A 12,082-nucleotide genomic window follows, 5' to 3' on the forward strand; every position below is an offset into this window, starting at 1 on the left:
CGAGAGAGCGCGCCGAGACCCACCTTATACGGGCTGCGTATTGCCTGACGCCTTGGGGCCGGAAGGCGCGCGAGCTGGCGTGCCGGGGTGCGGGCCGCCCTGATCCGGTGGCAGGCCGGGACCGAGGCGCTTCAACCGCAGCGCGTTCGTCAGGACGAAAACAGACGACAGCGCCATGGCCCCGGCAGCCAGCATGGGCGACAGCATCGTGCCGGTCAGCGGGTAGAGCGCGCCAGCTGCCACCGGGATCAGCACCACGTTGTAGCCAAAGGCCCAGAACAGGTTCTGCCGGATGTTGCGCAGGGTGGCGCGACTGACGTGCAGCGCCGTGACGACGCCGGCGACGCGGCCTGCGCTCATCACCACATCGGCGGATTGGATGGCGACGTCGGTGCCGGTGCCGATAGCGAGTCCGACGTCCGCCGCCGCCAGCGCGGGAGCGTCGTTGATGCCGTCGCCGACGAAGGCGGTGAGGCCGTGGTCCTTTTGCAACGCGCGGAGCGCGGCGAGCTTGCCGTCGGGGAGGACTTCGGCGGTTACGTGGTCAATACCCAGCTCGCGGGCGATGGCCTCCGCCACAGGGCGGGCATCGCCGGAGATCATGGCTGTGCGGATGCCCCGCGCATGAAGCGCCGAGATGGCTGCGCGGGCGTCGGGCTTCAGCCGGTCGGCCACTGCCAGAACGCCCGCGATCACGCCGTCCACGGCGATCAGGACCGGGGTCTGTGCCTCTCTTGCGATGCTCCCGAGCGCCTCGGTCAGAGGGGCGGTACTGATGCCTTCGCGGGCCATCAACCGGGGCGCTCCTACCAGCACGCGGCGCCCGTCTACCTTGGCCGAAAGCCCGTGACCGGGGAGGGCCTCGACGCTCGTGGGTTGCGGCGCATCGGGGGCAGCGCGCAGAACGGCCTGCGCTATGGGATGTTCCGAGCCGCGCTCGGCGGCGGCGACGAGGCGCAGCACCTCGTTCTCGGTGAAACCGGGCAGGACATGGGTACGGGTCAGCTCCGGGCGGCCCTCCGTCAGGGTGCCGGTCTTGTCGAAGGCGACGAGGCGCACCGCGTCCAGCCGTTGCAGCGCCTCCCCCTTGCGGAAAAGCACGCCCATCTCGGCTGCGCGTCCGGTGCCGACCATGATGGAGACCGGCGTGGCCAGTCCCATGGCGCAAGGGCAGGCGATGATGAGCACAGAGACACCCGCGACGAGTGCGAAGGTCAGGCCGGGGCCGAAAACGAGCCAGACCAGTGTGGTCAGCGCCGCGACGGCCAGCACAGCGGGGACGAAGTAAAGCACCACCCGGTCGGCCAGCGCCTGGATCGGAAGCTTTGCGCTCTGCGCCTGTTCGACCATGGCGATGATGCGGGCCAGAACAGTATCTCGGCCGACGGCCTCTGCCCGGTAGGTCAGCGTACCGTTGCCGTTGACGGTGCCCGCAGTGAGGGCCGCGCCGCCGGTCTTTTCGACCGGGGCGGCTTCACCGGTCAGCATGGATTCATCCACGAAGGAGCGCCCGGTCACAAGGATGCCATCGACGGCTATGCGTTCGCCGGGGCGGGCCATGAGGATATCGCCAGGCTGAACCTCACGCAGAGGGGTTTCCACGAAGCCTTCGCCGCGCCGCACCTGTGCCGTGTCCGGGCGCAGGCCGACGAGGTGGCGGATGGCGGCGCCGGTCCGGCCCTTGGCGCGCGCCTCGAGGAAGCGGCCGAGCAGGATCAGGGTGACGATGACGGCGGCGGCCTCGAAATAAACGGCCACGGCAGTGTCGGGCAAGAGCGCGGGCAGGAAGAGCGCCATGGTGGAATAGGCCCAGGCCGCGAAGGTGCCCAGCGCCACGAGGGAGTTCATGTCCGGCGTGCCCTTGAACAGCAGCGGCAGGCCGATGCGATAAAAGCGGTGGCCGGGTCCCGCGAGGACAAGCGTCGTCAGGACAAACTGGAGTGCCCACCATGTCGTCTGGCCAAGGGTCATGGTCAGCCAGTGGTGCAGCGGCGGAAACAGGTGGCCGCCCATCTCGCCCAGAAAGACCGGCAGCGTCAGCGCGCCCGCAAGGATCAGGTCGCGTTTCAGGCGGGCCTGTTCCTCGGCGTGGGGATCGCGGGCGGGGGCGTCATCGTCTATGGGTGTGGCCTTGTATCCGGCATCCGCGACCTTCTGCGCCAGATCGCGCGGGTCGGTGCTGCCGGCGAGGCTCTGCACCTCGGCGGTGTTGGAGGCAAGGTTGACGGAGGCGGAGAGCACCCCGGGCACCGAGAGCAGCGCGCGCTCGACGCGACCCGCGCAGGAGGCGCAGGACATGCCTTCGATATCCAGCCGGGTGCGGGCCTCTGCGGCGGGGTAGCCGGCGGTCCTCAGCGCCTGCTGCAACGTCCCGGCGGTGCCGCCGGAGACCTGTGTGGAAACCTGGGCCGTGCGGGTCGCGAGGTTGACCGAGGCCGCTGTCACGCCATCGGCAGCCTCGAGCGCGCGCTGCGCCCGCCCCGCGCAGGCGCCGCAGTTCAGTCCGGTTACTTCGAATCTCAGATCGGTCATGATCAGCCTCCTGTTCCGCTGGAGATAGGGCTTCCAGTCGCTGGAGGGTCAAGGGTTGACCGTGGAAATACCCGACGGCTGGGGGCGCCGCCCCCAGACCCCCGCGGTATTTGAGAACCAAAGAAGCAAGGGGCATGGTCGTTATGCTTCTTCGTGGTTCATGGACCTCCAGGCGGAGGCTCCGGTCCGCGCAGGCACGGCGATCCGTGCAAAGCGCGGACAGAAAGGGTGACGTCCGAGCGCGGGCTGGTCGCCCGCAACCAGTATGGGCGATCAGGCGGTGCCGGTTTCCGCGGCAATCTGGGCGCGGGATTTGCGCTGGCGTTCTGTTGCGGATTTCAGCTGACCGCAGGCGGCCATGATGTCTTCGCCGCGGGGCGTGCGGATCGGGGAGGCGTAGCCGGCTTTGTAGATGATGTCGGCAAATTTCTCGATCCGGTCCCAGTCGGAGCGCTGGTAGGGCGAACCGGGCCATTCGTTGAAGGGGATCAGGTTGATCTTTGCCGGGATGCCCGCGATGAGTTTGACCAGGCGGCGCGCGTCGGCGTCACTGTCGTTCACATCTTTCAGCATGACGTATTCAAAGGTGATCCGCTCGGAGTTCGACAGGCGCGGATATTCGCGCAGGGCATCGAGCAGCGTGGCAATGTTCCAGCGCTTGTTGATCGGCACCAGCTTGTCGCGGACCTCGTCGGTAGTGGCGTGGAAGGAGACCGCCATGAGGCAGCCGATTTCCTCGGCGCATCTGGCGATCTCCGGCACGACACCGGAGGTCGACAGCGTGATGCGGCGGCGCGACAGGGCGATGCCCTCGCCGTCCATGGCGATCTTCATCGCGTCGCGCACATTGTCGAAGTTGTAGAGCGGTTCCCCCATACCCATGAGCACGATGTTGGACAGCAGGCGCGGGCCCTGTTCGCCGGTGCCCACCCCCGCCTCCGGCCATTCGCCAAGATCGTCACGCACCAGCATGATCTGCCCGACGATTTCGCCCGCTGTCAGGTTGCGTACCAGGCGCTGCGTGCCGGTGTGGCAGAAGGAGCAGGTCAGCGTACAGCCCACCTGGGAAGAAACGCAGAGCGTGCCGCGATCCTCCTCCGGGATGTAGACGGTTTCCACTTCGTGCCCGCCCGCGATGCGCACGAGGTATTTGCGCGTGCCGTCAGCGGAGACCTGTTTCGAAACGATCTCCGGCAGGGCGATGTCGAAATGGTCGGCGAGTTTGGCGCGGTAATCCTTGGCCAGGTTGGTCATCAGGGAGAAGTCGCGCACGCCCCAGAAGTAGAGCCACTGCCACACCTGATTGACGCGCATCTTCGCCTGCTTTTCAGGCGTGCCCATATCGATCAGCGCGACGTGCAGGGCGTCGCGGGTCAGGCCGACGATGTTCGTCCGGCCGTCTACGGGCAGTTTACGCGGGATCGTCAACACGTCCTGGGTGATCGGAGCGTCGGTCATGAAAGCCATCCTCTGGGAGAAGAAGCGCCTTATATACAGGATTCGGCGGCGAATTCCATAGAGCCGCGCGCATTTGGCTCAGTTCAGTGGCTTCGCCTCGGCAAAGGCGCGGGACGTCTGGTCGCGGCGTTCGGCGCGGGCGCGGGCGGCAGAGACGAGCGCGCGGAAAATCGCGCGCTGGCGGTGCGCGTAGAACAGGTGTTCAGGGTGCCACTGGACGCCCAGCGCGAAGGGGTCGGAGGAGCGCTCGATCGCCTGCACCATGCCCGCGGTATCCCGGGCGGAGATGCGCAGCCCCTGCCCCAGCCGGTCCACCGCCTGAGTGTGCAGCGCGTTGACCTTCATCGGTGCGTGCCCGGCGAGGCGGGCCAGCAGCGTGTCCTCCGCCACGCAAATGTCGCGCTTGGGCAGGATGGTCGTGATCTTCCGCGCGGGGGCGAAAGTGGCCCATGCGTCCTGATCCAGCGTGCCGCCCAGCGCCACGTTCAGCATTTGTGCGCCGCGGCAGATGCCCAGTACGGGGATATTGCGGCTGATGGCCTCTTCGGCGATGCAGCGCTCGAAGGCGTCTCGATCCGGGTCGAGCCGGGCGGAGACGCCGATAGTACCACCGTACAGCTCCGGTCCGATATCGTCGCCGCCACCGATGATGACACCATCCACGGCATCGAGGTCGTGCGGCCGCCCGGCGCCCCAGCGCATGCCGCGTCCCCCGGTCAGCCAGAGGTTCAGGTTCACCAGTGGAAAGATGCGCCAGCCGGAACGTCGAGAGGTGGTGACGCCGATCACCGGCCGGGTCATTCCGCAGCCTCGCTGATCAGCGCCTCGTCGTGGTGGTCCAGCAGGCGCTTGACCTTGGCGCACCAGCGGCGTTCCGCCCCCGGCGCGTTATGCGCATGGTCGAGCCATTCGGCACGCAGCGCGTTGAGCAACGGGGCATTGAAAGCCACGCGTTCCACCAACGCCCAGAACCCCCAGGCACGCGCCAGCGACCAGCCCGGTTCGTCGATGCGGCAATCGGGCATCCTAAAGTGAAAAGTCGGGCGGGCGGAAGTCTTGTCCGGGCGCGGAAAGCGATCCTTGTACAGGTCCGGATGCGCGTGGGCGAAGAGCGGAAAGAGGTCGAGCCCGTGATTGCGGCTTTGGACGTGAGGCGCCATGATACCCATCAAGTCCGCAAGGGTATCGGGCCGTTCCGTCACCATCCCCGTAACAAACGCTGTCGGCCACGGGTTGACGTAGGGCATCAGACGGCGCGTCATGTCCAGGTCGGCCTCGCGCCGCAGCCAAGGCTCCAGCAGCCCGAAGGCGAGGATCGTCGCCAGCGTGTGGGGATGGTCGGGGGCGACGACTTCGGGGTTGAGGTGCACACCGAAGCCGAGCAGCACGCCATCGCTGGTGCCGGTGGCACCCGCGTCGCGCAGCGCCTGCACAAGGCGATCAAGCGAGGCAACACCCGCACGGGTCAAGGGCGGGGTGATGATCTCTACGGGAACCAGGCCGGTGGCGAGGCTCAGACCCGCCTCGAGAAAGGGAATATCCTTTTTCTTGCGCAGGACGGTGTCGAGTTCGACGCCGATATCGCCCAGTTCGGAGCCTTCGACGATCAGCTCGTGGGTATCTTCGTCGTGGGCCGTGCCGCCGAGCACCTCGGCCACCACCTCAGCCGCGCGGGTCTCGTCCATCCCGGCGAATTCGATCTCCACCCCCGTGCGGCGGGGATCGCCCGCGTCCGTTTCGGGGCATGGCAGGTCCGGGTAGATTTGGGGCATGGTTACAGTCTCACGGGCTCACGGGTTTTTGCGGCGGGTCTTGCGCCAGAGGTGCGCTGGTCTGAACCGGGGGCTCAGGGCCAACGCGCGCCCGGCTTCACGGTTCCTGTCCCGGGTCACGCGCTCTCGGCAAAGGGTTCTGCCTGCGCCGATGGCTCCATTCCGATATCGGCCTCCGTGCGGTGACCGGAGAAAACCAAGAGCCAGACCATGGCCGGCAGGGAAACCACGCCGCCCACCGGCCCCCAAAGCCACAGACCAAAGAGGATCGACAGGAAGACGAGAAGCGGGTTCAGGTGCAGGCGCTGGCCCACCAGCGAGGGCGTCACGAACTGCGCCTCGATCATGTTGAGGCCGAGATAGACGGCCATCGGGACCAGTACCATGCCGCCGTGAAAGTTCACGAAGCCCGCCACCAGCAGCGAGGCCATCATCACCACCGGCCCGAGGTAGAGCACGAAGTTCAGGATGAAGGCAGCGCCCCCCCAAAGCATCGCGTTCGGCAGATCGAGCAGCGTCATAACGCCAAAGACGGCAAGTCCCAACCCCGCGTTGATCGACGTCACGGTGATGAAATAGTGTGAAACCGCACGATCGGCGGCTTTCAGCGCGGTTTCGCGGGCCGGAAGGTGGGCGTAGATCTCCTCTCCGGTCAGCACAAAGAAGAAGAGCGTGCCAAGAAAGATCATGGATTGCGCCATGAAGTTGGGCGCCATCCAGAGCGCATCCATCAGGGTCGGCACAGCAGCCTTTACTGCCTCGTCAGATCCTTGGGCAATGGATTCCTCGATTTCACGGCCCAGCGACTCCGCACCGCGTACCAGGCTTACGATATCATCGAGCCATGAGCGGATTTCCCGTTGGATCTTGGGGATTTCTTCCATCAAGCCGGACAACACCGGGCCAAGGGCGGAGACCAACAGGATCAGGACCACAATGGCGAGGATCAGCGCCAGGGAGGCACTGAGCGCGCGCGGCACGCCGATCCGGCGGAGGCGGTTCACCACCGGGGCGAGAACGACGCCCACAACGAGGCCCAGCAGCACCGGTGCGGCCAGCGTGGCGGCGAGTTTGAGAGCGGCAACCCCGGCAATCAGCGCCATCACCATAAGGGCGCGGGCGGCATACCGGGCATCGCGTGGCGTGAGGCCCCACATTTGGTCAGATCCTGTCCTGGTTGTCGTAGCGGTGGGTAGGTTTGGGCCCGCTGGGGAAGGGCTGGAGGCGCGCTTCCTCCACAGAAAGCTGGTTATCGGCGGCGCGCAGACGCTGATCGCGGGTTTCCTGCGCCTTCAGGGCCTTCTTCGGCCAGAGCTGTCGGGCGGCGAAACCCAGCGCCGCAGCGGCAAACAGGAGCGTCAGTTTGTTCTCCCTTGCCACAGCAAGCGGGGTGGTGGGGCGTTTTTCCACTTCCTCCTGCGCCTCGAGAGCCTCGATACGCTTGCGGATCACGCGCTTGCGGGCCTCGGGCGGCAGGTGGGACAGACCTTCGTGCAGGGACAGCCTCATGGCTTCGGCGCTTTGCGGTTCAGAGGGTGCGGCAGCGGCCTGCGGCTGCGGAGGCTTCGATCTCGACGACTTGGCGAAGATCATCGCCAGTCCGGCACCTACGAGAACGGTGGCCAGAGGGTTCGCCCTTGCCGTCTTCAGCGCGGTCTTCATGGCGGTCTGGGCAAGGTCTGTACCCAACACCGCAGTTGGCCGGGTCGATTGCGTCAAACCCGAAATCGCCTGCGCGAGGGCGGCGCGGTGGGCGGCGGCTTGTGCCTCCAGTTCAGCGGTGCGTTTAGTACGGCGGGACATGCGGCGCCTCCGCGGCTGCGTGAACGTCGGCGCGCAGGTTGGCCATGGCGCGTTTCGGCACGAGGTTCTGCGGTTTGACCCTTCGGATGCCGACGTACGCGGCCAGCGCCGCGATCAACAGGGCCGCTCCGCCGGTGATGAACGCGGCGTGCAGCCACGAAAACCCGTAACCGTGCAGCGCCAGAACGACGGCTCCGGCCAGGACGACAAGCCCGATGAAGCCCAGCATCCCGGCCAGCGCGATCAGTGCGACGCCGATGGCCATGCCGCGCGCGCCGTCCTCGATCTCTGCACGGGCCAGCGCAAGTTCAACGCGCAGAAGGCCACGCAACTCCTGCACGAGCAGGGCGATGGAGGCGGGGAGGCCATTGGGAGGGATCATATGAGAGGTGTCCGTCGGTCTGCCGGGTGGTCGGGCGCAGGATCTGCGTCCCGCAGCCTCGGTGTGGTTCAGGTCTCGGCGTGGCTCAGGTCACGTCGGCCAGCCCCTGGCGGCCAGTGGCATAGGCTAGTCGGAACAGGCCGGTCGCGGGCGAATTGCTGGAGCCCGCCATGCGGGACAGGGCCAGACCCGGTCCCGCAGGGGGGGAGGGCGTCAGCGCCGCGCCTTCATAGCGAGGCCGATCAGCAGACCCACGCCGACGGCACCCAGCAACGTCGCGGTGGGATTGCGCCGCACGGCGGACTCAAGCTGTCCATGGGCCTCGCGCACCATCATCGCGCCCTCATCGTAGGCGGCGCGACCGGATTCCTGCGCGGCGGCAAAGGCCTGCTCGGCGTGATCGCGGGCCTCGGAATAGCCCTCCTCGATTGAGTCGCGCGCGGAGTTCACCGCGTCGCGGGCATGGGCGGTGGCGCGGTCGATGCCGTCGGAGCCGTTGCGCAGCGGGTTCTTGGAAGCACTCATGATGGATCTCCTTTCCGAGATGAACACGCCCAATCGCATTTGGTTCCCGCGTCTAGTGGAAATCCCGAACGCGCAGGCCGGATTCGATCAGGCGGGATTCGATCCGCGGAACCAATCGCCCTTTTGCGGGTTGAGCCGGCAGAGTGATCGAAACGCCGGTCACACCGCAAACGGTCCCAGACGGACCCCAAAAAGACCAAGGAGAATTCAATGCTGTACTGGGCTCTTGTCTTCCTTGTTGTCGCCATCATCGCCGGCGTCTTTGGCTTTGGCGGCATCGCTTCGGCTTCGGCCGGCATCGCACAAATCCTGTTCGTGCTTTTCCTCGTGCTCTTTGTCGTGGCCATGGTGGCCCGTGCCCTGCGTGGCCGGTCTCCGACCTGACACGGCCCCGCCCGCACACGGACTGATCATCGGAACCAGACCACCAATAATGAACGAGCCGGACATTAGAATATCCACGCTTGTCAAAGGCCCGGAGCGGACCCCGCCCCGGGCCATTTCGCATTCCGTATAATGGCGTTATAGCGGCGGTGATGCCCAGAAGCGCGGCGAACCCAAGAGCGCGCGATGCAGTTCGGAGCCGGAGGCAGCGACGGGGCAGTCCTGAGGTCTGCTCAGGGCAAGTTGATTTGGCCCCATGACGGTTTGGGGTGTACCATGGCACCCGTCGCGTTATTACACGTACCAGAAATCGAAAGGTGACGAGTCCTCCATGAACCGCGTGCACATCGAAAGTGTCAAACCCGACCCTGCGGATACGGATGTGCGCGCCGAGGGCCACGCCGAGAAACTGGCCGATCCCGCGCGTCTGAACGCGCTGGAGATGCTGGGCGTCATGGAGGACACCACCGATCCCGCGCATGAACGCAGCGTGCGTCTGGCCGGGCGCATCCTGCAGGCCCCGGTCAGCCTCGTGTCCTACGTCGACACGGAACGACAGTTTTTCAAGGCGCAGACCGGGCTATGTGGGCCGGCTTCGGAGGCACGCGGAACGCCGCTCACGCATTCCTTCTGTCAGTATGTCGCCAGCACCGGCGAACCGCTGATGGTGAACGACGCGCGCGAAGACCCGCTGTTGGCGGACAACGGCGCGGTGCACGATCTCAATGTGGTCGCTTATCTCGGCGTGCCGGTCCGGGCTCCCACCGGCGAGGTTCTGGGATCCTTCTGCGTCATCGACGACTCGCCGCGAACGTGGACCCAACAGGACCTCGACGCGCTGAACGATCTCGTCGCAATGCTGGAAGCGGAGCTCGCCCTGCGGCACACGGTGAACGAGCGCGAGATTGTTCTGCAGGAAATGAATCACCGCATTCGCAACCTGTTTTCTCTGATCAACGGCATGGTGCGTATCGACCGCCGCTCCGCCTCAAGTGCAGAAGCGCTGGCCGACAGCATCGCCCGCCGGTTGGAAGCCCTGAGTGCGGCGCACCAGATGATCGTGCCCGTGGTGGATGCGCAGCGGCATCTCGGCATTCACGCGGAACTGCGCGACCTGCTGGAAAAGCTGCTGCTGCCCTACAAAAGCGGGGGCCGCCTTACGCTGAGTGGCGACAAGGTCAACATCGGCCCCAAATCAGTGGTCTACATGACGCTGGCTATCCACGAGATCGCGACGAATTCCGCAAAATACGGCGCACTGTCGGTTTCGGACGGGCGGCTGGATATCCGCTGGTGGACCAAGGATGGCGACCTGATGCTGGATTGGGTCGAAACCGGCCATTCGTGGGGCGAGACGGAGGTGCGCGGCACCGGCTTCGGCTCCCGCCTGCTGACGATCTCTCTCGAAGGGCAACTGGAAGGTGCACTGACCACGGAGGCCGCGGAAGACAGCTACCGCCACCGGATGCGGCTGCCGTTGGCGCGGCTGGTACTCTGATCAAGCGCCCCCGATTTATCGCCTGACGCCCCACACACGAAAAAGGGCCCCGCATGGGGCCCTTCGTTGATTACGGAAAAGACCCGGTATCAGGCCCGCAGTGTTTCGGTCGATGAGAAGAACATCGCCTGGCTGACGGCAGAGCGTACCTGCTCCTCTGTGTAGGGCTTCGCGATGAGGAACGCAGGCTCCGGGCTTTCGCCGGTCAGCAGGCGTTCGGGGAAGGCGGTGATGAAGATCACCGGGATGTCCGCGCTCTCGCCGAGGATCTTGTTCACCGCGTCAATGCCCGATGACAGATCTGCCAACTGGATATCCGACAGAATAAGATCCGGGGTTTCCGTCTTGTAGAGCGAGAGTGCCTCACCCTCGGTCTTGGCGATGCCGGTGACCTGGTGGCCCATCTCGCCGACAATGCTTTCGAGGTCCATGGCGATGATCGCCTCGTCCTCGATGATCATGACCTTGCCGGAAACCGACTTGGCCATTTCGGCGTAAGCGATGTCGACCAGCGCCCGGGCCTCGTCTTCGGTGGTGTCGAGCACGGCCCCCACTTCCGCGAAAGACATCTCCTCGATCGTGTGCAGCAGCAGTGCCTCGCGCGTGTCCCGGGTTAGCCGGGCGAGGTGCTTCTGCGCCTTCGCCGCAAGCCCGTCGCCGTCTCCGGCAAGCGCGCCGCCGGTGGAACTCCAGATCATCTGGAATACCTTGAACAGCGCGACTTTGGGCGAAAGGGACCGATCGAAGCTACTGATATCGCTCAGAATCGCCTCCAGCGTGGCGGCGGCGTAATTATCCCCCTTGTCCTGTGACCCGGTCAATGCGCGGGCATAGCGACGCAGGAAGGGCAGATTGCTGCCGATCAGGCTGGTAAGGTCGGTTGACTCAGATGTGCTCATCGTCCGTGTTCCATCATTTTTTTTGCATTCCCTGGGAACCAAACACGGGAGGCGGCGTTATGTTCCCGCCATCGACAGAAAAAAAGCGTACGCTCCAACATGAACTCAGATCGGAAGACATCAAGGGTGCAACAGGAAATCGACGAAAACCTGAAGCGCGCCTACGGGGACGTCACACAGCAGGATGTGCCGGATCGGTTCACCCAACTGCTGGCGCAACTCAAGGCAGCAGAAGGCGGCAAGCCCGCCAAGGATAGCGATAATGCCTGAAATCGACACGCGCGAGCCCCGTGACCAGCTTGTGGATCATCTGGGCGCGATGCGCGCCTTTGCCATGTCGCTGACTGGCAACTCCGCCCTGGCCGACGACATGGTGCAGGATGCACTGGTGAAGGCCTGGACGAAAATCGGGACATTCGAAAAGGGAACCAATCTGCGGGCGTGGTTGTTCACCATTCTCAGGAACACGTACTACTCGCACCACAGAAAAGCGCGGCGCGAGGTGGGCGATCCTGACGGAACGTTCTCGTCCAACCTGGCGCAGAAGCCCGATCACGACGGCCGGCTTCAGATGCGAGACTTCAACGCAGCATTCGCGTTGCTGTCGGACGAGCAGCGCGAAGCGCTGGTTCTGGTTGGTGCGGAAGGGTTCTCCTACGAGGAGGCGGCAGAAACCTGCGGCGTCGCCGTGGGCACCGTAAAGAGCCGGGTCAACCGTGCACGGGCACGTCTGGCCGAACTCATGGGCCTTGGGGACGACGAGAATCTGGAACTGACGGACCGGGTAACGACAGGGATCGTATCGGCGCAGCGCCACGCCATGTGATTC

At 65.3% G+C, this 12,082-nt stretch carries 13 protein-coding genes; 4 read left to right on the plus strand and 9 right to left on the minus strand.

The features are described 5' to 3' along the window. Window positions 1-24: 24 nt before the first annotated feature. The 8 genes from J5474_RS11800 to J5474_RS11835 all read right to left on the minus strand — a co-directional run bounded on the left by J5474_RS11800 (window position 25) and on the right by J5474_RS11835 (window position 8,472). Window positions 25-2,532 (minus strand): heavy metal translocating P-type ATPase, encoded by a 2,508-nt coding sequence (locus J5474_RS11800; protein ID WP_209361121.1) that lies wholly within the window; start codon window positions 2,530-2,532, stop codon window positions 25-27. A 273-nt stretch (window positions 2,533-2,805) separates the two neighbouring features. After that, window positions 2,806-3,990 carry a dual-specificity RNA methyltransferase RlmN gene (rlmN, locus tag J5474_RS11805; protein WP_209361122.1) on the minus strand — a complete coding sequence of 395 codons (1,185 nt, stop codon included), beginning with the start codon at window positions 3,988-3,990 and terminating at the stop codon, window positions 2,806-2,808. Between the two features lie 78 nt (window positions 3,991-4,068). Beyond that, the gene (locus tag J5474_RS11810) at window positions 4,069-4,791 is read right to left on the minus strand and encodes a gamma-glutamyl-gamma-aminobutyrate hydrolase family protein (protein ID WP_209361123.1); all 723 of its coding nucleotides are present in this window, start codon (window positions 4,789-4,791) and stop codon (window positions 4,069-4,071) included. Next, the gene (locus J5474_RS11815; RefSeq protein WP_209361124.1) at window positions 4,788-5,762 is read right to left on the minus strand and encodes an amidoligase family protein; all 975 of its coding nucleotides are present in this window, start codon (window positions 5,760-5,762) and stop codon (window positions 4,788-4,790) included. Before J5474_RS11815 ends, J5474_RS11810 begins: the two co-directional genes overlap by 4 nt. 116 nt (window positions 5,763-5,878) lie before the next feature. After that, window positions 5,879-6,919: an AI-2E family transporter gene (locus tag J5474_RS11820; RefSeq protein ID WP_209361125.1), complete on the minus strand. Its 1,041-nt coding sequence runs from the start codon at window positions 6,917-6,919 to the stop codon at window positions 5,879-5,881. A gap of 4 nt (window positions 6,920-6,923) precedes the next feature. Further along, on the minus strand, window positions 6,924-7,565 hold the full coding sequence (locus tag J5474_RS11825) for a hypothetical protein (protein WP_209361126.1): 642 nt from the start codon (window positions 7,563-7,565) through the stop codon (window positions 6,924-6,926). Beyond that, window positions 7,549-7,947 carry a phage holin family protein gene (locus J5474_RS11830; RefSeq protein ID WP_209361127.1) on the minus strand — a complete coding sequence of 133 codons (399 nt, stop codon included), beginning with the start codon at window positions 7,945-7,947 and terminating at the stop codon, window positions 7,549-7,551. Before J5474_RS11830 ends, J5474_RS11825 begins: the two co-directional genes overlap by 17 nt. 213 nt (window positions 7,948-8,160) lie before the next feature. After that, entirely contained in the window at window positions 8,161-8,472 is a 312-nt protein-coding gene (locus tag J5474_RS11835) for a DUF883 family protein (protein WP_209361128.1), read from the minus strand. A 210-nt stretch (window positions 8,473-8,682) separates the two neighbouring features. Here J5474_RS11835 and J5474_RS11840 point away from each other — a divergent pair, with 210 nt between their 5' ends. Together J5474_RS11840 and J5474_RS11845 are read left to right on the plus strand one after the other, a co-directional pair. Continuing rightward, window positions 8,683-8,856: a DUF1328 domain-containing protein gene (locus J5474_RS11840; RefSeq protein ID WP_209361129.1), complete on the plus strand. Its 174-nt coding sequence runs from the start codon at window positions 8,683-8,685 to the stop codon at window positions 8,854-8,856. A gap of 331 nt (window positions 8,857-9,187) precedes the next feature. Next, window positions 9,188-10,354, plus strand: coding sequence for a GAF domain-containing protein (locus J5474_RS11845; RefSeq protein WP_209361130.1), 1,167 nt, complete (start codon window positions 9,188-9,190; stop codon window positions 10,352-10,354). A gap of 89 nt (window positions 10,355-10,443) precedes the next feature. Here the strand turns inward: J5474_RS11845 and J5474_RS11850 are convergent, their stop codons facing one another. Continuing rightward, complete coding sequence (locus J5474_RS11850) at window positions 10,444-11,253, minus strand: response regulator (RefSeq protein ID WP_209361131.1); 810 nt, start codon at window positions 11,251-11,253, stop codon at window positions 10,444-10,446. Window positions 11,254-11,379: 126 nt separating this feature from the next. Here J5474_RS11850 and J5474_RS11855 point away from each other — a divergent pair, with 126 nt between their 5' ends. Together J5474_RS11855 and J5474_RS11860 are read left to right on the plus strand one after the other, a co-directional pair. Continuing rightward, window positions 11,380-11,523, plus strand: coding sequence for a NepR family anti-sigma factor (locus J5474_RS11855; RefSeq protein ID WP_342454028.1), 144 nt, complete (start codon window positions 11,380-11,382; stop codon window positions 11,521-11,523). Next, entirely contained in the window at window positions 11,516-12,079 is a 564-nt protein-coding gene (locus J5474_RS11860; protein WP_209361133.1) for an RNA polymerase sigma factor, read from the plus strand. Before J5474_RS11855 ends, J5474_RS11860 begins: the two co-directional genes overlap by 8 nt. Window positions 12,080-12,082: the final 3 nt, after the last annotated feature.

This window comes from Sagittula salina (assembly GCF_017813235.1).
GTDB classification, from domain to species: Bacteria; Pseudomonadota; Alphaproteobacteria; order Rhodobacterales; family Rhodobacteraceae; genus Sagittula; species Sagittula salina.

Coding starts and splice junctions, on each gene's coding strand:
- J5474_RS11850 (WP_209361131.1), bottom strand. CDS start 11,253: ATGAGCACATCTGAGTCAACCGACCTTACCAGCCTGATCGGCAGCAAT.
- J5474_RS11825 (WP_209361126.1), bottom strand. CDS start 7,565: ATGTCCCGCCGTACTAAACGCACCGCTGAACTGGAGGCACAAGCCGCC.
- J5474_RS11810 (WP_209361123.1), bottom strand. CDS start 4,791: ATGACCCGGCCGGTGATCGGCGTCACCACCTCTCGACGTTCCGGCTGG.
- rlmN (WP_209361122.1), bottom strand. CDS start 3,990: ATGACCGACGCTCCGATCACCCAGGACGTGTTGACGATCCCGCGTAAA.
- J5474_RS11835 (WP_209361128.1), bottom strand. CDS start 8,472: ATGAGTGCTTCCAAGAACCCGCTGCGCAACGGCTCCGACGGCATCGAC.
- J5474_RS11840 (WP_209361129.1), top strand. CDS start 8,683: ATGCTGTACTGGGCTCTTGTCTTCCTTGTTGTCGCCATCATCGCCGGC.
- J5474_RS11800 (WP_209361121.1), bottom strand. CDS start 2,532: ATGACCGATCTGAGATTCGAAGTAACCGGACTGAACTGCGGCGCCTGC.
- J5474_RS11845 (WP_209361130.1), top strand. CDS start 9,188: ATGAACCGCGTGCACATCGAAAGTGTCAAACCCGACCCTGCGGATACG.
- J5474_RS11820 (WP_209361125.1), bottom strand. CDS start 6,919: ATGTGGGGCCTCACGCCACGCGATGCCCGGTATGCCGCCCGCGCCCTT.
- J5474_RS11815 (WP_209361124.1), bottom strand. CDS start 5,762: ATGCCCCAAATCTACCCGGACCTGCCATGCCCCGAAACGGACGCGGGC.
- J5474_RS11830 (WP_209361127.1), bottom strand. CDS start 7,947: ATGATCCCTCCCAATGGCCTCCCCGCCTCCATCGCCCTGCTCGTGCAG.
- J5474_RS11860 (WP_209361133.1), top strand. CDS start 11,516: ATGCCTGAAATCGACACGCGCGAGCCCCGTGACCAGCTTGTGGATCAT.